Consider the following 20,522-nt stretch of genomic DNA (forward strand, 5'->3'; position numbering starts at 1 on the left):
CGACGCGCGCAGCACCCCAGCCCGGGCGGCCCCGTGCCGCCCGGGCCGCCCCAGCACGCCCACGTCCGGCCCGTGGAGGTCCCGTGACCACGCTGCACGCCGCTCCCGCTCCCCCCGCCCTGGACCCGCGCGACCCCGAGGACCGCCTGCACCGCCTGTTCGACCCCGGCTCCGTGCGGCTGCTGACGCCGCGGGACACCTCGGGGGTCGTGGCGGCCCGCGGCACGGTCGCGGGCGGCCCGGTGGTGGCCTACTGCACCGACGCGACGGTGATGGGCGGCGCCATGGGGGTCGACGGCTGCCGGCACGTCGTCGACACCATCGACACGGCGCTGCGCGAGCGGGTGCCGGTCGTGGGCGTCTGGCACTCCGGCGGCGCCCGGCTGGCCGAGGGCGTCACCGCGCTGCACGCCGTGGGCGAGGTGTTCGCCGCGATGGTGCGCGCCTCGGGGCGGGTGCCGCAGGTCTCCGTCGTCCTCGGCCCGGCCGCCGGCGGCGCCGCCTACGGGCCGGCGCTCACCGACCTGGTGGTCATGGGCCCGGCCGGGCGGGTGTTCGTCACCGGCCCCGACGTCGTCCGCTCCGTCACCGGCGAGGACGTCGACATGGAGAGCCTCGGCGGCCCCGACACGCACGGCCGGCGCAGCGGGGTGGAGCACGTGGTCACCGACTCCGAGGACGCCGCGCTGCGGACCGCCCACCAGGCGGTCGACCTGCTGGCCGCCCAGGGCCGGTTCGCCCCCGCCGCCGACGAGCCCGACGTCGACCTGCGGGCGCTGCTGCCCGAGCGGGCCAACCGCGCCTACGACGTCAGGCCGCTGGTCGCCGCCGTGCTGGACGGGCCCGGCCTGGAGCTGCACCCGCGGTGGGCCCCCAACGTCGTCACCACCCTCGGCCGGCTCGCCGGGCGGACGGTCGGCGTGGTCGCCAACAACCCGCTGCGGCTGGGCGGCTGCCTGGACTCCGCCTCGGCGGAGAAGGCGGCGCGCTTCGTGCGGATGTGCGACGCGTTCGGGGTGCCGCTGGTGGTGCTCGTCGACGTCCCCGGCTACCTGCCCGGCGTCGGCCAGGAGTGGGACGGCGTGGTGCGGCGCGGCGCGAAGCTGCTGCACGCCTTCGCCGAGGCCGTCGTCCCGCGGGTGACCCTGGTGACCCGCAAGGCCTACGGCGGGGCCTACATCGCCATGAACGCCCGCTCGCTCGGCGCCACCGCTGTCTTCGCCTGGCCGGGCGCGGAGGTGGCCGTCATGGGCGCCAAGGCCGCCGTCGGCATCCTGCACCGCAAGCAGCTGGCCGCGGTGCCGCACGCCGAGCGCGAGGCGCTGCACGCGCGGCTGGCCGCCGAGCACGAGCGGATCGCCGGCGGGGTCGACCGGGCGCTGCAGATCGGCGTCGTCGACGAGGTGGTCGACCCCAGCCGCACCAGGCGGGCGCTGGTGGCGGCGCTGACGGGCGCCCCGGCCGGCCGCGGCGCGCACGGCAACATCCCGCTCTGAGGGGCGGCGCCACGATCAGGGAACCTGATCGTGGCGTGTCCTCCCCCACGGTGGACGGTGAGGGAGGACGCGCTGCGGTGAGGGAGGACGTCCGGCGGTGAGGGAGGCCGTCCGCGCCTGACGGCCGTGGACGACCGAGAGGCCCGCCACCGCTGCAGCGGTGACGGGCCTCTCGTCCTGAGGCCGGCCGGACGCCGCTTCCCCGACGGCGTCCGGCCGACCTGGTCTGGAGCCTACGACGAGTTCCCGCAGGACCTCATCTCGTGTGCCCGGATCGTGACCTGCGGATTCGATTCCGGCAGCTCACACGACCTGGTGCAGCCACGTGACCGGGCTGCCGTCCCCGGCGTGCCGGTAGACCTCGAGATCGGCGTCCCAGGCCGCACCCAGCAGCTCGTCGACGCCGTGGCGGAACGCCTCGATGGAGGTCGCCGTGGCAGCCAGGTGGCGCAGCTGCTGCTCGGTGACGACGAGGTCGCCGTTGGCGCTCGTGGGCGCGCGGTAGACGCCGTACCCGGGCACGTAGGACATGCGCTCGCCGTCGTTGCCGTGGCTGGCTTCCTCGGTGACCTCGAAGCGCAGCATGGGCCACGCGCGCAGCGCGGCGACCAGCTTGGCGCCCGTCCCGGGGGCACCGGTCCAGGCGACCTCGGCACGGTAGGCACCGTGCGCCGCGGGCTGGTCGGCCCACGACAGGGAGACCGGCGCGCCGACGACGCGTTCGAGCGCCCACTCGACGTGCTGGCAGAGCGCCTTCGGGCAGGAGTGCACGAAGACGACACCCTGGGTAGACCGTCGCTGCACGAGGCACCTCCATCGACTCGATCGGTCTCGTCTTCCCCAACGGACGATCGATTCGGTGACAGGCTGTGGTCAGTGGCGGCGGACCAGGGGCTCCAGTGACAGTGTGCACGATGATGTGCCCGTCGCGCCAGTGCGGATGAGGCAGCTGTGCCGGATGTGACCGACGGGACCTCGGGCGTCACGGAAGTGCTGGTCAGCGGCATACCACGAGGGCGACCCAGCCGTCCAACCAGGGTGCGGGTCGCCGTGACCGTACACCGGGGCTCTCGCCACGGGCGGTCCCCGAGGGACGTGTCGCGGCCGGACGCGCCCGTTCCGGCGTCACGGTGAGTCATCGCCACACCGGCGGGGTCGTCACCGTGCGGGGTCGCGCACCTGCCCTCCGCCCGCCGTCGCGGCCCAGTGGGGAGACCGCGTCGGCCCGGCGCGGCAGCCCGGCGCCGCCGTGGCCGCGTCCTCGGCCAGCACCTTCGTCCTCGGCCAGTGCCGTCCCGTCGCCCCGGGCCGGGTCGGCGAGGTGCGGGCATGGGGCGGCGAGGACTCCGGCCGCGGTGGGTAGGGGCCCGGCATGACCGAGGACGACCGCAGCCACACGCCACGGCAGGGGCTGGCCGACGCCGGCCGCGACGTCGTGGGGCCGATGGTGCTCGGCGCCTGGGACGCCTTCCTCGAGCAGGCCGCCGCCGTCGACCTCGACCGACCGACCCGCCTGCCCGGCTGGCGGGCGCACGAGGTCTGCGTGCACCTGGGGGTCTGGCCCGACCACGCGGCGCTGGCCGGCCTGGTCGCCTCGGCGCGCGCCGGTGGCACGGGCACGCCGCCCGACGTCGACGCGACCAACGCGCGGGTGACCGCCGCCCACCGGGACGCCTCGCAGGCGGAGGTGCTGGCCGCCCTGCGGCGCAACCGGGAGGCCACCGTCAGCTACCTCGCCGACGAGCCGGCCTGGCTCGACACCGCGCCGGTGGTGTCGACGGTGGGCCGGCTGCCGATGCTGTCGGTGGTCCTCGGGCAGGCCTACGAGCTCGCCGTCCACGGCCTGGACCTCGTGCCGCTGGGCGCTCCCCCACCGCCGCCGGAGGTGCTGCAGGCCGGCCTGGCCGCGCTCGCCGACGTGACCGGCGCGCTCGCTTCGTCGTCGGGGATCACCGGCGGCGCGGCGCTGGTCACCCCGGACGGCGGCTGGGCGTTCGCCGCCGCGGACGGCGGCTGGACCGTCCGGCGGCTCGACGGCGACGTCCGGCCCCGCGGCGCCGCCGTCGAGGCCCGCGCCGACGTACTGCTGGACGCCGCGTCGGGGCGCACCAACCCGGCCGCCGCGCTCGTGCGCCGGCGACTGCGGGTGCACGACCTCGCGGGGCTGATGCAGCTCGCGCCCATCGTGGAGTCGGCGCCGGGCATCCCGGGCGGGCCGATCCTGGCGCTGGCCGCACGCACCGTCGGCGGGGCCGGCGACCTGCTCGGCCGGCTGCGCGGGCGCCGCTGACCAGCCGGCCCGGACGGGAGCCGCTAGCAGCCGCCGCCGAGGGAGACGCCGTGCGCGCTCAGCCACGGCACGGGGTCCACGCGGCTGGCGTAGAGCCCGCCCTGGTGCACCTCGAAGTGCAGGTGCGGGCCGGTGGACTGGCCCTCGTTGCCGACCTCGGCGATCTGCTGGCCGGGACCGACCACCTGCCCGGCGGAGACGAAGAACCGGTTGACGTGGCCGTAGAGGGTGATCGTGCCGTCGTCGTGCTGGAGGTAGACGGCCTGGCCGAAGCCGCTGGCCGGCCCGGCCTGCAGGACGACACCGCCGGCGGGGGCGACGATCGGCGTCCCGATCGGGGCGGCGATGTCGACGCCGTAGTGCATGGTCCCCCACCGCGCGCCGTAGCAGGAGGTCACCCGGCCCGAGGTCGGGGCGATGCCGCCACCGGTGACCTGCACGGTCAGCGCGGCCTGCTGCTCGGCCTGCTGCTGGGCGGCCCAGGCGGCCTCGGCGTCGGCGATGCCGCGCAGCCGGAGCAGCTCGGTCTCGGCGACGCGCAGCCGCTCGTCGAGCGCCGCCTTCCGGGCGGCGAGGGCGTCGTAGTCGGCCTGGGCGCCGGCCAGCCGGGCGTCGGCGGCGGCCTGCGCCTCGGCGGCGGCGCGCGAGGCGGCGTCGCGCTCGGCCACGGCGGCGCGGGCCACGGCCTCGGCCTCGGCCTCCTGGGACTCGAGGAGCTCGAACTCCTCGAGGGTCTGCGCCCGCTGCGCGCCGAGGATGTCCAGGGTGGCGGCCCGCTCGAGCACCTCGCGAGGGCCCTCGCTGTCGAGCAGCACGGAGACTCCCCCGCCGAGGTCCCCCTGGCTGCCCATGTACGCCTCGCGGCCGAGCTCGACGACCTCGTCCTCGGCGGCGGCCACGGCGTCGCGGGCGGCCTGCAGCTCGGCGGCGGCGACGGCGGCCGCCTGCTGGGCGGAGGCCAGCTCGGCCCGGGCGACGAGCGCCGCGTCCGCGGCGGCCTCGGCCTCCACCGTCATCCGCTGCAGCTGCTCCTCCGCGGCGGTGACCTCGCCCTGGATCCGGCCGACCTCGGCGACGAGGTCGCGCTCGGCGGCCTCCGCGGCGGCGACGTCGTCCTGCGGGTCGGCCAGCGCGGAGGCCGGGGACGAGAGGAGGAGTCCCCCCACGGCGCCGGCGGCGAACACGGCGCGGCGGAGCCGGCGGGACGGGGCGGGGCGGGTGCCCGGGGCGGTCCGGTGGCGCAGGGTCGCCAAGGGGCGCGTCTCCGTTCGTCGCGGCCGCCTCCGGGTCGGCGGGCGCCCCGCAGGGCACGCCGCTGCCCACGTCCGGCGTCCGCGGGCGCGACCGACCCGGGGACTCCCACGGGTCCCCGGTCCCCCGGCACGCGGGCCGGGGCGGTCAGGCGGGGCCCGGCCGGTGCCCTCGGTGCGAGGCGCTGGAGCCGGCTGAGCCGCAGGCGAACGTACTACGGCCCCCACCAGCCACATCACGAACGGGGAACGGTGACGGCGAGCCTGTGCGCCGTTCCCGAGTGCCTGACCTGCACGTCTCACGAGGCGTCCCGAGGGCCGCACGATCCGCGACGGCCGCCGCTCCCGGCCCGTCGTCCCCCTGGTGTGCGGTGCCTCACAGGTCCGTCACAGGAACGGCGGGCACCCTGGCCGACCGAAACGGCTCGGCGCAGGAGGAACCACATGGACGACGTCACCGGAGGGCAGGTCCCGCCGATGCGGGCCGGCGACAGCGACCGGGCGGCCACGGTGCACCGGCTGCAGGACGCCGTCGCCCAGGGGCGGCTCACGCCGGACGAGGGCAGCGAGCGCATGGCCGCCGCCTTCGCCGCGGTGCACCTGCACGACCTGCCCCGGCTGACCGCCGACCTGCCGCCCGCGACGGCACCCGCCGCCACCCCGGCGACGGCACCGGGCTGGGGGCCGCTGGGTCTCCTGGCCTGGGAGCAGGTGCGCGCGACCGTGACCGGCGCCCGGACCGGCGGCCCGGCGGCGCTCCGGCTCGCGCTGGCCGCGGCGGCCGCGCTGCTGCTGCTGGTCCTGCTGGGCTCGCTGGTGGTGCACGGCCTGTTCGGCGCCGAACCGCGCGGCTTCGACCCCGGCTGGGACCACGGCCCCCACTGAGCGTCGGTCAGCCCACCGGCGTGGCCGAGCCGTCGGCCCACACGACCAGGCCGGTGCGGCCCGGCCGGCCGGCCAGCCAGCGGGCGGCGTCGCGGCCCTGCACGTAGGCCGCCGTCGCGTCCACGTCGGCGTCGGTGAGCGACCCCGCCACCACCGTCACCGACGCGACGCCGGAGGGCGGCCGGCCGGTGCGCGCGTCGACCAGGTGCTGACCGCGGTGGGCGGTGCCGGAGGTGGCCACCGCGCCGGTGTGCACGGGGACCCGGGCGATGAGCCGGCGCGGGTCGCGCGGGTCCTCGATGCCGATCCGCCAGGGGGCGGCGTCGGGGTCGAGCGTGCGGCAGAGCAGGTCGCCGCCGGCGTTGAGCGCGAAGTCGGTGTCGGGCAGCGCGCGCAGCGGCTCGGCCGCCCGCTCGGCGGCCCAGCCCTTGACGACGCCGCTGGGGTCGAGCACCTCGGCGCCGTCCGGGCCGCGCCGCCGGACGCGGAAGGCGCCACCGCTGTCGCGCTCGGCGGCGTCGCCGATGGCGAGCACCTCGGCGACCTCGGGCGGGCAGTCGCCGAGGGCCAGCTCGCCGCGGGCCAGGCACGAGACCACCGAGTCGGCGCGCCAGGTGCTGAAGACGCGGTCGGCCTCGCGCAGGACCGCCACCGCCTCGGCCCACGCCGCCCGGCCGGTGGCGTCGTCGACGTGCCGTCCGCGCAGGGCCAGGCTGATCGGCAGCCCCATCACCTGCTCGACGTGCCGGGTGAGCGCGGCGGTCACAGCCCCGCCTCGTCGAGGGCACCCTGCAGCGACTGCAGGTAGCCCTCGCTGGTGTAGGTGGCGCCGCTGACCATGTCGACGTCGGCGCTCTGGGCGTCGAGCGTCTCCTGCACCAGCTGCGGGACGGCCCGGGCGTTGATCTGCCGGTCGCGGCCGTTCTCGGTCGGGTACTCGACCACCTCGACGTCGGTGATGACGCCGTCGGCCACGGTGACCTGCACCTGCACCGGCCCCCAGCGGGTGTCCACCGAGGGCCCGGTCACGGTGACCGCGCCGCTGGTGTCGGTCGTGCCGCCGTCCCTGGTGCTGCCGCCCGTCGGGCCGCCGTCGGTCGTGCCGACCGGCGCGGCCTCCACCACCGTGCCGGCGGCCGGGGCGGACGACGTCGACGTCGGGTAGCCGAACAGCAGGACGACCCCGGTCACGGTGCCGGCGAACCACAGGACGATGCGGCGCACCCCGCTCACCACCCGAAGCTCTCGACGTGGCAGCGCGCGGCGGGCAGGCCCGCGGCCTCGGCGCTGCGGCGGACGTCTGCGGCCCAGCCCTCCGGGCCGCAGACGTAGACGTCGCGGTCGGCGACGTCGGGCACCCAGGTGCGCAGGACGGCGGCGTCGTCGCCCGGGGGCGTGCCGGCGCCGAGCCAGGAGCCCGGCGCGCGCCGGTGACCGGGCAGGAGGAGCACCCGCAGGCCTCGCTCGGCGGCGAGGACGGCGAACTCCGACTCGAACAGCGGGCGCCCGGTGAAGCGGTAGAGCAGCGTGGCCTCACCCGGGGCGTAGGGCAGGGCCTCGGCGAGGGCGCGCAGCGGGGCGACGCCCACCCCGGCGCCGACGAGCAGCACCCTGCGGCGGGATCGGGCGCGGGCGCTGAGCCGGCCGTGCGGGCCCTCGACCAGGGCGCGCGTGCCCGGGCGCAGGGAGGCGAGCGCGGCGCTGCCGTCGCCGGAGTCCTTGACCGTGATCCGCAGGCTGCGCCCGTCGGGGGCCGCCGACAGCGAGTACGGGTGCGCGCGCGTCCAGCCCGGGCCGGTGAGGAAGCGCCAGGTGAGGAACTGCCCGGCCTCGACCGGGAGGCGGCCGAGGTCGCGGCCGGTGAGGTAGACCGAGACGACGCCGTCCCCCTCGGGCACCACGGAGGTGACCCGCAGGCGGTGCCGGGCGCTGCGCGCCAGCGGCAGCGCGACCCGCCACACGAGGACGGCGACGGCGGCGGCCGCCCACAGACCCCACCAGTAGACGGTGCGGGCGGTCGAGGCGAGGAAGTCCTGACCGGTCCACAGTTGGTGCGGCAGGGCGAGGCCCACGCCGAGGTAGGCGTAGAGGTGGATCAGGTGCCAGGACTCGTAGCGCAGCCGGCGGCGGGCGGCGCGGACGCTGGTGACGACGACCATCACCAGGCAGGCGGTGCCGGCGACGGCCAGCAGCATGCCGGGGTAGTCGGTGGTGAGCTCCCAGAAGGTGGCCGGCGTCCGCGCCAGCTCACCGGCGGCGTAGCCCCAGGTGATCAGGACGACGTGACCGACCATGAGGTCGAACGAGGCGAAGCCGGTCAGCCGGTGCAGCCGGGCGAGCCGGTCCTGGCCGAAGGCGCGCTCGAGCACGGGGATGCGGGCCATCAGCAGGACCTGCACCAGCAGGAGGTCCGAGGCCAGCAGTCCGGTGAGGCGGCCGGCCGACTCCAGGCCCGACCCCCAGGCGGTGAGGTCCGCGAGGCCGCCGCCGGTGGCCCACCACCAGGTGACCAGGGCCAGGCCGGCCCAGAGCAGGACGGCGGCACCGGTGCGGACGGCGGCGTCGGTGCGCGCCCGGGGATCCCTCCCGGGGGCGGCGGGCACGGTCCCCGGGAGGGGTGCCGCCACGGTCGTCGTCACGCGCTGTCCCCGGCGGTCCCGTCCGTCGTGCCGCCGTCCGTGCTGCCGCCGTCCGTGCTGCCGTCGTCGGCCGTACCACCGTCAGTCGTGCCGTCGTCGAGGCCGGGCGGGGTGCCGCCGAAGCCGGGCGGGACCCCCTGACCGAAGTCGGGGCGTCCGCCGGGAGAGCCGTCGCCGTCCGGGGCGGTGCTGCCGCCCTGCCGGACGACCGAGGTGGCGGCGTCGTCCCCCGTGGTGGTCTCGGCCAGGGCGAAGCCGCCGACGCCGCCGACGGCGAGCAGCGCGGCGGCCGCGGCGCCGACCGCGGCCCGCTGCCGCAGCCTGGCGGGCAGCCGCCGGCGACGCGTCCCGCCGGCGGCTGCGGCGCCCGTGGGGAGCTCCGCCGTCGGCGCGGTGGCGGCAACCGGCACCTGGACCGTCGTGGACGAGCCGGGGACGGGCGACGGCGTGGCCGGGCTGTGCTCGGGGTGCCAGGCAGGGGCGCCCGAGGGCTCCCAGCGGTTGCCGCTCAGGTCGTGCTGCTCGTTCACGGTGCTCCTCGTGGTCTGGGGAGCTCTCACGGTGGCGGCTGGAGCTGGGGTGCGGCCGCGCGGTTGCTGTGAGTCGCCTGGACGCCACGGGCACCCACCCGTCCGCGTCTGGCAGGCTGGGCGGCGCTCGTCAGGGGCGGTAGCTCAGCCGGTCAGAGCATGGGACTCATAATCCCTGGGTCGTGGGTTCGAGCCCCACCCGCCCCACCACCAGGCAATACACGGGTACTAAATCCCGCACAGCGCTCGAACAGACGGGGACTGTGCCATCATCTGAACCATGACGCATGCCCCGATCCGGCGTGCCGCAGCCGCTCCGAAGGGCGCAACTGTGACCGCGACTACACCCGGGATCGACGATCTGGCTGTTCTGCTGCCCGACTGGCGCACCCACCTGCGTGCCCGCAACGTCGCGCCCTCGACGATCGCCAGCTACCTGAAGGTCGGGGACAACCTGTTGGTCTGGCTGAGAGAGGCGGGGATGCCGACGGGGGCCGCCGGCATCGCCCGAGAGCACCTCGAGGCCTTCCTCGCGGCACTCGCCGACCGGGTCTCCCCCGCCACGGTCGCCAAGCACTACCGCTCGCTGCAGCAGCTCTTCCGGTGGCTGGTCGAGGACGGCGAAATAGGCCACTCCCCCATGGAGCGGATGCGCCCACCTGCGGTGCCCGAGCAGCCGGTCCACATCCTCACCGACGACGAACTGAGCGCCCTGCTAGACGCGGCGCGCGGCAACACCTTCGAGAACCGCCGGGATACCGCCATGCTGCGGATGCTGATCGACACGGGCATGCGCGCCGGGGAGCTGGCCGGGCTCAACGTCGACGATCTGGACGCCGAGCAGAGCGTAGCTGTGGTGATGGGTAAGGGCAGACGCGGCCGTGCGGTCCCCTATGGCTCCAAGACCGCCGACGCGCTGCGTCGCTACCTCCGCGCCCGGGCCGCGCACCCCCAAGCCGCCACGGAGGCGCTATGGCTGGGCAAGAAGGGCCGGGTCACGGACTCCGGCGTCCGGCAGATGCTCGAACGCCGCGCCCTTGAGGCCGGGGTGCGGAACGTCCACCCACACCGGTTCCGGCACACCTACGCCCACACCTGGCTCGCCTCCGGCGGCCAGGAGCAGGACCTGATGCGGCTCGCCGGCTGGCGGTCCCGGGAGATGGTCGGCCGATACGCCGCCAGCGCCGCCGACGAACGCGCCCGCGCCGCATTCCACCGCGCCGCCCTCGGGGACCGGCTGTGAGGCCCCGTTCCCGCTGGGCGTTGACCGCGGGCGACCCCAAGCGTCGCTGACCTCGCGTCACCGGAACGTCCCGCATCTGGCCGGCGAACGGGCGCCGTGCCGCCGCTGTCGAAGGTCGAGATCCTCGGTTCACGGGATGGCGCTACCTCGGTTCGCCTAGCGTTCCGCCGTGGGGCCCGGTCTTCCGTTGGCACGGCGGGCTCCCCGGGCGTGGGCCGAGGCCAGCGCGAGCCGGAGGAAGTAGGCCTTGCGTGCGTGCTCGGCGCGACGGGCTCGCTCGCGAGGATCAAGAACGCCGTCCGGGTCCACCTCGCGCTCGAACCGGGCCAGGAACGCGGCTCGGGCAGGTGCCGTGTGGGCGGCGGCGTCGGGGATGCCGGCGTGCAGGTGGTGGGCTGCCATGCGGGCCCGCAGGGCCCGCCGAGCCGCAGGGCTCGCCGGCGGCACGGCACGTTCTCCCTCCCCCGCCGCACCGCGGCTGCCGGAGCGGCCTCGGCGCGGTCCGCGTGGAGGGACTTCGTCAGTGCTCACTGACCTGGCCTGCTTTCGCGTCGATCCAGGTTCGGAGGTCGTCGCGGCGGTAGAGGACGCGGCGGCCGGGCCGGAAGCTGTGGGGGCCGATGTTGCGGTGCCGCCAGTAGCGGAGGGTGGCGACGGGGGCGCGGAGGAGGTCGGCGGCTTCGACGATGGTGAGCAACTCGGTCTCATGGGCGGCGATCGGGTCGGGCATGGCTGGCTCCGGGTCTCGTCGGGGATGGGGCGCTGTCGTCGTAGAAGGCGCCATTTCGGGCCGATTGGTGACACCCCGCGGCCAGCTTTTCCGGGCTTACTCCGGTTTTTCTCCTGTAGGCCTCCTGAGCTCACGCTCTGTGCGGCACGAGGATGTCGCGGTCATCTGCCGATGCCGTGGCCGGGACGGCCGGCGGACCGGACGTGGTGCTCCTCCTGCCTGTGTCGGCGGTAGACCGAGGCGTCGGGCGGTGCGGTGCGGTCCCGCTGCTGCTGTTGGCGTGCGGTGTCACGCCGGGCCTGCCAGGTGTCGCGTTTCCGGGTGCGCCGGTCGGGCGGGTGGCCGAGGAGGGCCGGCTCGGCCGTCAGCTGGGCGATCCGGGCCTGGGCGGCGGCGAGTTCGGCGTGGTCTGCGGCGGCCTGCCGCTCGAGTTCGGCCAGCTGTCCGGCCGGGTCGTGGGTCAGGGCGATCCCGCCGAGGCGGCCGACCATCGCGGTCTGCTCGCGCCGGGCGTCGTCCACGGCGCGGGCGGCCTGCTGGTGGGCGTGCCGGGCGGCGGCCGCCACGGCCTGCAGCGCCGCGTACTCGGGATGCCATTGCTCGGCGGCCTGGCGGGCGGCAGCGTCGAACGCTGTCCACAGGGCGGGGCGGTCATCGAACGAGTTGGCGTGCTCGGCGAGCGCGCGGGCGTCGGTCGGCAGGGTGGGCAGGTAGGGGCGCCACGCGTCGCCCCACGCGGTGAGCTCCGCGGCGGCCTCGGTGACCGTCCCGCGCCGCAGCCGGAAACGACCGGCTCCTTGCAGGACCACCCCCGCGGCCTGGTGGGCCGGCTCTCGTTGACTGTTCCAGGCGTCGAGCAGATGGTCCCGGATCCGGTCGCTGTCGCCGGCGACGGTGATCTCGGCGGCCTGCAGCCGCCGCTCGGCGCGGTGGGCCTCGTGCCAGATCTCCTGGTGCCGCTCCGTGGCCGCCTGCATGCGTTCGTGGGGGTCCCAGCCGAGCTCCACGAGCTGCCGCAACCGGTTCCGCACCGGCTCCTCGACAGCGAGCCGCAGCCGCCAGCGCTCCTCGACGCTCCACGCCTCGTGCAGGTCCGCGAGCACGTGTTCCAGCGGGCGGGGCTGCGCGTAGCGGGCGGCCTCCGCGGCAGCGAGCTGGGCGGCGTGCGCGGGGCCGAGGTCGGCGCGGTCGCGGGCGAACACGGCGACCCACTGCTCCCGCGCCTCCACCAGATCCGCGGCGATCAGGTGGGCGGTGTTGCTTTGGCGGCCGCGGGTCATCCCCACATACGCCGACGCCGCCCCGGTTTGCTCCCCGACCACCAGGTGCGCGGTCGGGACGGTGTCGCCCTGCACGCCGTGGGCGGTGGTCACGTAGGCCAGCTCCACGTGCTCTCTGACGTAGTCGGCCGGAAGCACCCGTTGCTGCTCAGAGCCGGGGGTGACAGAACAGGAACGTCCCCGGGAGCCGGCACCGGCGCCAGGGGTGACAGTGGCCGGCGCCGTGTCGGCGAGGGTGACGACCACTTCCCCGGTCGCGTCGGCCGAGACGACAGTCCAGGTGTCGCGGTTGGCGACGCCAAAGGCGCGGTCGTTGCGGCGGGTGGCGATCCGGTCCCCGGCACCGATCCACTGACCCGACCGCGTCGTCACCGCGGCGACGTCATCGACGCGGCGCTCGGTGACCAGCCGCTCCCGGATCGCGGCGTTCAGCTCGGCCGCCTGCTCACGGGTGTCCACCACCACCGCCGGCCGCTGCCGCGCGTCGAAGGCCACGGCGACGGTGGCGGCCAGCGCCTCGTTCAGCGCGGCGGCAGCGGGGTGGATCCGGATCTGCCCGCGGGCGCACAGCGCGTCGAAAACCTTGCCGGAATCCTCTCCGGTGCGCATGGCCAGGGTCAGGTCGGCGTAGCCGGAGTCCGGCACCGTCCGCATGGATCCATCAGGGTCCATGAGCGTGCGGGTGAACCGGTGCACCCCGTCCAGGATCAGGTGCGCGGCCGGGTCGACCCGGTCGGCGGCGAGATCCAGCACACCGCCACGCCCGACCGCCGCCAGCTGACGCCGATCACCCAGCAACGCCACCCGCACCCGGCACTCATCGGCTACGGTCAGCAGGGCGCGGGCGGTGTCCTGATCCAGCATGCCCGCCTCGTCGACGACCAGCAGATCCCCCGGCCGCAGCCGCGCTCCCTCGCCCGGGCTTCCATAGACGCCTCCGGTGACCGGGTCGGCCTGGCCGAGGGTGAGCCGCGTCCAGGCCCCGTCGCCGTCCCACCGCCAACCGTGCTGAAAGGCCAGCCACGCCGCCGACCCGGCCGTAGTGCCGACCTCCACGGAGGCGACCTTCGCCGCCTTCAACGTCGGCGTCACCACCACCAGCCGACGCCCATCGCCCTCGAGCAGTCGATGCGTGACGGCCAGGGTGGTGGTCTTCCCGGCACCGGCAGCCCCCTCCACGACGACCAGCGGCCGGTTCCCGGCGAGGGCGGCGACCGCGGCCGTCTGGCCCGCATCCAGCCGTCCACCGGCCGCCGACAAGACCTCGGGCGGTGTCAGGTGGCGGTCCCGGCCACCGGCGGCAGCCCGGGCAGCGAGGCGGGTGGTCAGGTCGGCTTCGACATCCAGGACCGGCTGGCACGTCCATGCGCGGATGTGCTCCGCAACGGCGACAGCAGCACCGTCCGGGGACAGCAGCGGCACGCAGCGGCCCATGGCGCGGGCGGTGACGTCCTCAGCCAGCTGGATACGGACCGGGCCGTCGGCGACGATCCCTTGGGCGGCGATCAGCTGCTCCACTTCGCCACGGAGATCGGCCGGGTTCCACGCAGACCGAGTCGCACCCGCCCGGGCCACCGCCGTCTCGGCCGCGCCGTCCCGATCGAACATGCCGACCGGCGTCGCTGTCAGGGCGACGGGAACATTGCGGTCGCGGTAGCCGAGGTCGGCGAGCTCGGCCAGCCACCGTTCGGTGACGTTCGCCCCCGGTTGCGGGTTCACCTTGTCGGGACGCCCTTCGGCCCACGCCCGCCGGTCCCACGCCTTGCGCAGCGCCGGACCGGGAGTCTCGTCGGGATGCGCGCGCGTCCATTCCCGTTCATATCGGTCCGCATTCCTCGCGATTTGCGCGGCGCGGGCACTGAACGGGCCCACATACTCGGCAAGCTCCAGTATTTCTCCAGTACCGTCCAGCGTGAATCCGTGCGCGGCCAGGGCGTCCCGGAATTGCGGGTCGGTGGCGACCGCGGCGTGCCCGATACCGTTGATCGCTGCGAGGGAGTCGCGGACGCCGATGGTGTGCAGGCCACGCCATTTCCCGGCCGCGAACACCCGCGCGTTGATCTGGAGATGCAAATGCCGGTGTGGATCCCCGGCACGGGAGGTGTGGTGCGCGACCGTCACCGCCTCCAAGCGCTCGACGGGCACCTGCAGCTGCCCGCCGCGCGGACCGACGCGGGTGGTCGCGTGACCGGCGAGCCAGCCGATGACCTGGCCGGCGGCGCGGTCCTGCGCCGCGTCGTAGGCGGCAGCGATGTCGGGGTGCAGCGCGGCGGCCATGGACCACGACTTCGGGCCGTTGACCACGACCTCCACGAACCGGACCGCCCGGTCGTCGGTGCGCAGCCATCCCCGGGGCTCGCCGGTCTCGGGGTCGAGCCCGGCCACCCAGGACTCGTAACCGTCCCCGGACAGCGGTGCCCACTCCTGGCCCCTGCCGTCAGGGCCGGTGGTGAAGCGGCGGGCGATCCCGGTGCCCTCGGCGAGGTAGTAGTCATCCGCTCTGCCCCGGTCGGCCTCCACGTAGTGCCGGGCGGCGGCCGGTGCGCCGGCGTAGACCTTCATGCCGCCGTGCATCTATCAACGCCACCAGACAATGGCCAACATGTCACCCCATAAGACGCCGATGGGTCCCGCGAAGCGGGGCCCGGTCTACCTCTATTGGTAGCATGCGTGCCGATATGAAGTAAAGGCTCGATGGTCAGTGATAAACGTTGGTCGTTACAGTGGTGGGTGATTGCAGGCGTCACTTCGTTGGCGGTTGATGACGGTCGCTGGTCGATGTGTCGCGCGTCAGACTTTCTGGCAGGGCCCGTTGCTTGCGGGTCTGACCTGGCAAGGAGTCTGATCGTTCATGGCGAGACCGCCGGTGTTCCCGGCTGAGGAGAAGGTCCGGATCGTGCTGTCGATCCTGGCCGGAGAGGTGACCGTCGCCGAGGCCGCGCGGCGGGCGAAGGTGTCCGAGCAGTCGGTCGGGAACTGAAAGCGCCAGTTCCTGGAGTCCGGCCGGGCCGGCCTGGTCGCCGGCAGGTCCGGTCCGTCGACCCGGGAGGCGCAGCTGGAGGCCGAGGTCGCCGAGCTGACCCAGGCCCTGGGCGAGGCCGCGGTCGAGCTACGGGTGTGGAAGAAGTCCGCCGAGGGCCGCCTGGGCCCTTCGCGGACCTCGAGGTGATCTGCATCCAGGCGGGCATGCCGACCACGAGGTTCTGCGCTCTGATCGGCGTGCCCGAGCGCACCTGGCGCCGCCACCAGGCCCGCGCCCGGGCCGCCTGGCCGACGCGGGGCCCGTGGCCGCGACCGGCCCGCGAACGCATCCGCGACGCCGCCCGTCGGCACGCGCTGGCCCATCCGGCCTGGGGACACCGCAAGGTGTGGGCGATGTGCCGCCACGACGGGCACCGGGTTTCCCAGGCCACTGTGCTGCGGCTGCTGCGTGACGAGGGGCTGCTGCTGGAGGCCAACTACCAGCGGGAACGGCGCGCGCTGGCCGCCCGCCGCAAGGTCGCCTTCGCCACCGAGCCGACCGGTCCCAACCAGGTATGGCAGCTGGACTTCTCCGAGTTCGAGACCACCGCCGGCGGCACGTGGCGGCTGGCCGGCTGCCGGGACTACTGAAGCAAGTACGAGTTGGGCTGGCACGTCGCGCCGACCGCGAACCAGCACGACGCCGTCGCCGCGGTCGAGCTCGCCCTCACTGAGGCCGCCCGCCTGGCGGGGCGGCCGCTGGCCGACCTCGCCGAGCGCGACGAGCAGGGCAACCTGGTTCCGCTGGTCACCATCGTGACCGACAACGGCGGGCCGTTCCGGTCGTTTCGGTTCGAGGCGTTCATCGCCACCCACCCCGAGCTGCGGCACGTGCGCACCCGGGTCAAGACCCCGGGGCAGAACGGCTCACGCGAGCGCGGCTTCGGCTCGCTGAAGTACGAGAAGCTGTTTCTCGAGGAGATCCCCGACGCCCTGGACCTGGTCGCCCACGCCGAGGACTACCGGGTCGAGTACAACACCGTCCGCCCGCACGAGGCGCTGGCCTGGAACCGGCCCAGAGACGTCCACCTCGGCCTGGCCGACCCGCTGATCCCCAAGTTTCCCGAGACCGAAGATCTGCCAGCTGCTTGACGCGGGACAGATTCTCGAATGACGACTGGCTGGTTCCTCGCGACCATGGCGTCCCCTGTGCCGGTGTCATCCACTCGCGGACGTCGCAGCTTTCCGCACAGCCGTTGGGATGTCGGGTGCCGTGCAGCGGACGGACGACCCGAAGCGCCCTAGTCATGGGCCGTATCAGGAGGGCGTCCCGGTTGTCCCACCGGTGTGGGACAGGTCACCGGGCGGGTCTTACGGGTCGGCGGCCCAGGGGCGCCGCTCCGTCCCGCGGTGTTTCCGGTGAGGGTTCGGCTGGCGGGACGGTCAGACAGTGACGGCACCAGCGCAGCGGACTGTCCCATAGCGGCTGCCTAAGGGACAGCCGTGATGCTGACGTGACGCCGCGATGACGGGGTCAGGGCATGCTGCACGCGCCCCCAGGACTCGACAAGGATTTCGTCAGGACAATCGGTCAGTCCGCTCCCAGGTTCGAGGTCGTGGTTGGAAGTGAGTGAAGCCGTAGCCGCCATCATCGGCGCCGTCCTTGCCCTCAGTGGAGTCACGGCCACCTTGGCCGTGCAATTGAAACGAGATCGTCAGGAGTTCAAATGGCGGGAGTCCGTCGAGCGCGAACGACGTGCATCCGACCTGGAGCAACGGCAATTTGAAGTGCTCACGACAGCCGTCGGCTACCTCGAAGGCGGATCCCAGCGGCGAAATGTCGGCCTCGCCATGCTGGCAATCCTTCGACAACTGGAGGACAAGGATCAGGAGGCGGTATTTCGACTGATCCTCACGCAAGCCCGGTACCTGCTGGCCCACGGGTCCAACCGGTGGGAAGGACATGAGTTGGCCAACCTGGAAGGAATGTTGGAGATACTGCTTGGACGCGGACAGACGTGGCTAGAGGTCGTACCCGGTCGTGTATCCGGGTTCCGCGCTGACGTCGACCGATTCCTCAACGACTCGGAGGGCTACATGGGTTGGGACCCGGAGGCGGACAGAAAGGACGGCGGTCGGCCAAACATCAGCGCCATCGAACATATTCGTGAGGTTCTCAAGGAGGCGAAAGTTCACCTCGTGGATAAGGCGCCACCGGTGTCGGCATGAACGATCTCCTCAAGTCCGATTGAGTCGACAATCAGGCGACGTTGCTAGCGGCGCTTCTGGCATGTCCCTAGAGCCGCCGTTAGGGACGGGGCTGTGGGCCTGCGTTCGCCGTCACCGGAGAGGGATCCCTGCGGGACTCGGCGACTCCGGTCGTGGCGTCAGCGACCTGAAGCTGCAGGTGCATGCGCCGGCCACGGGGCGCCTGCAGGACTCCCGTGCGGCAGGCGCTGTCGTGGTCCGTCTGCGCCGTTGTTCTCAGGCCCGGCCGTCTCGCAGGGCCCTGTTCCGGTGGTTTGCAACCTGTGTCGGTGGTCGTCCTACGCTACTTGTCGTGACCGAGTCTGATGAGGTTGATGGCGAAAGGCCGGGATGGCATGACGACCCGATCAGCTCCGTTGGGCAGGACCGGCTCCGCCGAGCGCCGTTCGCAGAGCATGCCGCACGCCTCATCAACGAGAATCACACAGCGGAGTCCAGCGTTGTCTACGGCCTTGAGGGGCCCTGGGGCAGCGGCAAGTCCTCGGTGATCGCGATGATCACTACTTTTCTCACCGCCCCGCGCGACGGAGTCGACGGCCTTTGGCGCTTCGTGTCGTTTACCCCGTGGGCAACTTCGGGGACCGAGGCGCTGCTCGAGGAGTTCTTCGCCGCCCTTGGTGAGGCCGCCCCCAAGACCGAACGAACCCGACGGTTGCGCGAGCGGATCACCGCCTACGCAGACATCGCCAGGCCGCTGGCCGCCGCGATCCCGGGGGTGGGGACTGCGATCGCCGAGGCGAGCCGTGCCGTCGAGGAGCGGCTCCGCAAGCCTTGGAATGTCGCGTTCGCCGAGGTCGCCGCCGAGTTGCGGGACCTCGGTACCCCCATCCTGGTTGTGGTGGATGACATCGACCGGCTGCAGCCGGCTGAGCTGCTGGACCTGTTGAAAGTTGTCAGATTGCTCGGTCGCTTTCCGGGCGTTGATTTTCTGCTTGCCTACGACGAGCAGACGTTGGTCGAGACCCTCCAGGACCCCTCCCGCGGCCGTGTCTCGACAGCGCGCGCGCGAGCGTTCATGGAGAAGATCGTTCAATACCCGCTGAGCATGCCGCCGCTGCTGACGGGCAAGATCGTCAAAATCCTTGATGCCGGACTGACGGAGATCGTGACACTCGAGCGGGTCGAGACGAACCTCGAAAAGCATCGCATTGGACGCATGGTCCTTACCACGATGCCCTCTCAACTGACCACGCCGCGGGCCATCGAGCGGTTCCTGGCTCAGGTCCGCGAGCAATTCCGCATCCACGACCTCGACGAGATGAATGACGTTGACCTGATTTTGGCGACCTTCCTAAGGGTGCAGTTCCCCGACCTGTTCGCGCATCTACAGCGCTGGAAGACCGAGCTCACCCGCGGGTCGACCGGCTCGATCGGCCTTGCCTCACGCGACGAAACCACACCCGACTGGGAAACGCTGCTCGCCGCCGTCGAGGACGACCAAGACCGGCACGATGCCCGCGCCGTCCTCCAGACCCTATTTCCAGCCTTCGCCGAGAAGCACGCCGCACGAGCCAAAGCAGGGAGGTTCGCGCACCCCGACTACTTCGACCGCTACCTCGCTCAGTCCATCCCTGAGGGCGACATCCCTGACGCGGTGATCGCTCGAGCCCTGGCACAGGCGGCCGGCGGACACCCCGACGAGCTCCTCACCCTCGTCTTGGCCGAGGACGACGAGCAGGTCACCCTCGCACTGAGCAAGATCCGGGTCCGCTACCCCGATGTTGGCGAGCCCTGGACCCGCGGGGAAGCACCCGAGGGTCCGGTTTCGATGGAGCTGCTGCGCACCGGCATGAGGCTGGTCGACCAACTTCCGGACCGTGTCGCCGCGTGGACGTCCTCTCAGTCCCAGACGACCTACTGGATGGCAAACCTGCTGCGCCTCCTGCTCAACGCCAACCCGGGAACAGACGTTGACCCGGCGCTGGCCGTCTGCACCCAAACCCACCGGCGCGCCCACGTCCTCTCCATCGCTACCAGCACCATGGAGCGCATCCGTCCGGAAACCCAAGAAGCCCTCCGGAGTGCGCTGCGACGCGAGGCCACCCGGATCCTTCCCATGCTGCTCGCCGACCTCCGCGGGCGCGATGACTCCAAGAGCGAGCCCGGCAGTCCCTTCCTCTACGGCGTGGTCGACAAGGCGGGCCTCCTGCCCGAGCTGCAGGCCGCGGTCCGCGAGGGTGTCGGTGCTGGTGACTTCACCGTCGAGGATGTCGCGGCCCGCTTTGTTGGGTTCGCCTACATCGTGGGCGGCCCGACTGGGACGCCGCCGTCCTCCGCGTCCTTCTCCGGTGGGCTGTTTAGCAAGGTCACCGGTGTTCAGGCCGACTCTGCCGACCACAGCGAGCGGGAGACCTGGATCGACACCAGTTGGGCCCGCCGCCGGGCATTCGCGGCTCGCTACATCAAGGAGCCTGCAGCCGAGACTTCGTGACCTCACGTCTTGATGATGCTTCGACTGGCCAGTCATCCTGACGCCTCAGGGACCACGTTCGCACATCTGCGCGGCGGCTCGCGGCTTCTCAAGGACCGGTCGATCCGGGCCCTTGTCGAACGTTCAGCATTTAGGGTCGGCCGTTACCTGGAGGCTCGACGGGCAGCGACGAAGGCATACGCGGCCTGTCGTCGAGCATTCATTCGGTCGCCTAGAAATGGCGCGAGAGTGGCAAATGCACCCAACGCGCACGCGCTCGCGGCAACGAGCCGCCGGCAATGGCCGCGTACTCGTACCGCCAGCCACATTCACACTCCTGGCCGCTCCCCACAACCGGCCCCAACCCGGCTGGGGCGGGTCGGGTGAAGGGTGGGCCGGAGGCCCATCCCGCAGGGACGCGAAGCGCCCTTCGGGCGACCCGCCGCAGCCGGCATCGTCTACCGGCTGTGGAGCGGCGTCGTTCCCCCTCACCGCAGCCTGGATGGGCCACCAGCGTTGGTGTTCCTAACAGGAAGAGCA

The 20,522-nt window shown here is 73.4% G+C and carries 17 protein-coding genes and 1 tRNA gene; 10 read left to right on the forward strand and 8 right to left on the reverse strand.

Annotation, left to right across the window (positions count from 1 at the left end; translation table 11 throughout):
* The first annotated feature begins 83 nt into the window (after positions 1-83).
* The gene (locus ACWIZO_RS24780; protein ID WP_448640239.1) at positions 84-1,496 is read left to right on the forward strand and encodes an acyl-CoA carboxylase subunit beta; all 1,413 of its coding nucleotides are present in this window, start codon (positions 84-86) and stop codon (positions 1,494-1,496) included.
* A 303-nt stretch (positions 1,497-1,799) separates the two neighbouring features.
* Here the strand turns inward: ACWIZO_RS24780 and ACWIZO_RS24785 are convergent, their stop codons facing one another.
* Positions 1,800-2,300, reverse strand: coding sequence for a DUF3145 domain-containing protein (locus ACWIZO_RS24785; protein WP_446756492.1), 501 nt, complete (start codon positions 2,298-2,300; stop codon positions 1,800-1,802).
* A gap of 568 nt (positions 2,301-2,868) precedes the next feature.
* Here ACWIZO_RS24785 and ACWIZO_RS24790 point away from each other — a divergent pair.
* On the forward strand, positions 2,869-3,786 hold the full coding sequence (locus ACWIZO_RS24790) for a maleylpyruvate isomerase family mycothiol-dependent enzyme (RefSeq protein WP_448640240.1): 918 nt from the start codon (positions 2,869-2,871) through the stop codon (positions 3,784-3,786).
* 23 nt (positions 3,787-3,809) lie between these two features.
* Here ACWIZO_RS24790 and ACWIZO_RS24795 read toward each other — a convergent pair whose 3' ends face one another.
* Positions 3,810-5,039 carry a M23 family metallopeptidase gene (locus ACWIZO_RS24795; RefSeq protein ID WP_448640241.1) on the reverse strand — a complete coding sequence of 410 codons (1,230 nt, stop codon included), beginning with the start codon at positions 5,037-5,039 and terminating at the stop codon, positions 3,810-3,812.
* 441 nt (positions 5,040-5,480) lie between these two features.
* Between ACWIZO_RS24795 and ACWIZO_RS24800 the strand changes: the two genes are divergently transcribed.
* Positions 5,481-5,921 (forward strand): DUF1707 SHOCT-like domain-containing protein, encoded by a 441-nt coding sequence (locus ACWIZO_RS24800; RefSeq protein WP_448640242.1) that lies wholly within the window; start codon positions 5,481-5,483, stop codon positions 5,919-5,921.
* A gap of 7 nt (positions 5,922-5,928) precedes the next feature.
* On the opposite strand, the gene ACWIZO_RS24805 is transcribed toward ACWIZO_RS24800, so the two are convergent.
* From ACWIZO_RS24805 to ACWIZO_RS24820, 4 genes are read right to left on the reverse strand one after another with little or no spacing between them, the layout of a single operon-like run.
* The gene (locus tag ACWIZO_RS24805; protein WP_448640243.1) at positions 5,929-6,687 is read right to left on the reverse strand and encodes an FAD:protein FMN transferase; all 759 of its coding nucleotides are present in this window, start codon (positions 6,685-6,687) and stop codon (positions 5,929-5,931) included.
* Positions 6,684-7,154: an FMN-binding protein gene (locus tag ACWIZO_RS24810; RefSeq protein ID WP_448640244.1), complete on the reverse strand. Its 471-nt coding sequence runs from the start codon at positions 7,152-7,154 to the stop codon at positions 6,684-6,686. The genes ACWIZO_RS24805 and ACWIZO_RS24810 overlap by 4 nt, the downstream gene beginning before the upstream one ends.
* The gene (locus tag ACWIZO_RS24815; RefSeq protein WP_448640245.1) at positions 7,151-8,560 is read right to left on the reverse strand and encodes a ferredoxin reductase family protein; all 1,410 of its coding nucleotides are present in this window, start codon (positions 8,558-8,560) and stop codon (positions 7,151-7,153) included. The genes ACWIZO_RS24810 and ACWIZO_RS24815 overlap by 4 nt, the downstream gene beginning before the upstream one ends.
* Complete coding sequence (locus tag ACWIZO_RS24820; RefSeq protein WP_448640246.1) at positions 8,557-9,090, reverse strand: hypothetical protein; 534 nt, start codon at positions 9,088-9,090, stop codon at positions 8,557-8,559. The genes ACWIZO_RS24815 and ACWIZO_RS24820 overlap by 4 nt, the downstream gene beginning before the upstream one ends.
* Positions 9,091-9,223: 133 nt before the next feature.
* On the opposite strand from ACWIZO_RS24820, the gene ACWIZO_RS24825 reads away from it, so the two are divergent.
* Positions 9,224-9,300 (forward strand) — tRNA-Ile (locus ACWIZO_RS24825).
* A 121-nt stretch (positions 9,301-9,421) separates the two neighbouring features.
* Complete coding sequence (locus ACWIZO_RS24830) at positions 9,422-10,333, forward strand: tyrosine-type recombinase/integrase (protein ID WP_448640247.1); 912 nt, start codon at positions 9,422-9,424, stop codon at positions 10,331-10,333.
* Between the two features lie 520 nt (positions 10,334-10,853).
* Here ACWIZO_RS24830 and ACWIZO_RS24835 read toward each other — a convergent pair.
* Positions 10,854-11,063: a helix-turn-helix domain-containing protein gene (locus ACWIZO_RS24835; RefSeq protein ID WP_448640248.1), complete on the reverse strand. Its 210-nt coding sequence runs from the start codon at positions 11,061-11,063 to the stop codon at positions 10,854-10,856.
* A 161-nt stretch (positions 11,064-11,224) separates the two neighbouring features.
* Complete coding sequence (mobF, locus tag ACWIZO_RS24840) at positions 11,225-14,905, reverse strand: MobF family relaxase (protein ID WP_448640249.1); 3,681 nt, start codon at positions 14,903-14,905, stop codon at positions 11,225-11,227.
* A gap of 289 nt (positions 14,906-15,194) precedes the next feature.
* Between mobF and ACWIZO_RS24845 the strand changes: the two genes are divergently transcribed.
* The 5 genes from ACWIZO_RS24845 to ACWIZO_RS24865 all read left to right on the forward strand — a co-directional run bounded on the left by ACWIZO_RS24845 (position 15,195) and on the right by ACWIZO_RS24865 (position 20,003).
* Complete coding sequence (locus ACWIZO_RS24845; protein WP_448640250.1) at positions 15,195-15,323, forward strand: hypothetical protein; 129 nt, start codon at positions 15,195-15,197, stop codon at positions 15,321-15,323.
* 206 nt (positions 15,324-15,529) lie between these two features.
* Positions 15,530-15,955 (forward strand): IS3 family transposase, encoded by a 426-nt coding sequence (locus tag ACWIZO_RS24850; protein WP_448640251.1) that lies wholly within the window; start codon positions 15,530-15,532, stop codon positions 15,953-15,955.
* A 12-nt stretch (positions 15,956-15,967) separates the two neighbouring features.
* Positions 15,968-16,456 carry an integrase core domain-containing protein gene (locus ACWIZO_RS24855; protein ID WP_448640252.1) on the forward strand — a complete coding sequence of 163 codons (489 nt, stop codon included), beginning with the start codon at positions 15,968-15,970 and terminating at the stop codon, positions 16,454-16,456.
* A 474-nt stretch (positions 16,457-16,930) separates the two neighbouring features.
* Entirely contained in the window at positions 16,931-17,533 is a 603-nt protein-coding gene (locus tag ACWIZO_RS24860) for a hypothetical protein (protein ID WP_448640253.1), read from the forward strand.
* A 331-nt stretch (positions 17,534-17,864) separates the two neighbouring features.
* Positions 17,865-20,003 carry a KAP family P-loop NTPase fold protein gene (locus ACWIZO_RS24865; protein WP_448640254.1) on the forward strand — a complete coding sequence of 713 codons (2,139 nt, stop codon included), beginning with the start codon at positions 17,865-17,867 and terminating at the stop codon, positions 20,001-20,003.
* Positions 20,004-20,522 lie beyond the last annotated feature (519 nt).

Source organism: Geodermatophilus sp. URMC 63 (assembly GCF_053502565.1).

Bases quoted from the DNA above. Each gene is read 5' to 3' on its own strand.
- ACWIZO_RS24790 (WP_448640240.1), top strand. From the start codon at position 2,869: ATGACCGAGGACGACCGCAGCCACACGCCACGGCAGGGGCTGGCCGAC.
- ACWIZO_RS24835 (WP_448640248.1), bottom strand. From the start codon at position 11,063: ATGCCCGACCCGATCGCCGCCCATGAGACCGAGTTGCTCACCATCGTC.
- ACWIZO_RS24850 (WP_448640251.1), top strand. From the start codon at position 15,530: ATGCCGACCACGAGGTTCTGCGCTCTGATCGGCGTGCCCGAGCGCACC.
- ACWIZO_RS24845 (WP_448640250.1), top strand. From the start codon at position 15,195: ATGGCGAGACCGCCGGTGTTCCCGGCTGAGGAGAAGGTCCGGATCGTG.
- ACWIZO_RS24800 (WP_448640242.1), top strand. From the start codon at position 5,481: ATGGACGACGTCACCGGAGGGCAGGTCCCGCCGATGCGGGCCGGCGAC.
- mobF (WP_448640249.1), bottom strand. From the start codon at position 14,905: ATGAAGGTCTACGCCGGCGCACCGGCCGCCGCCCGGCACTACGTGGAG.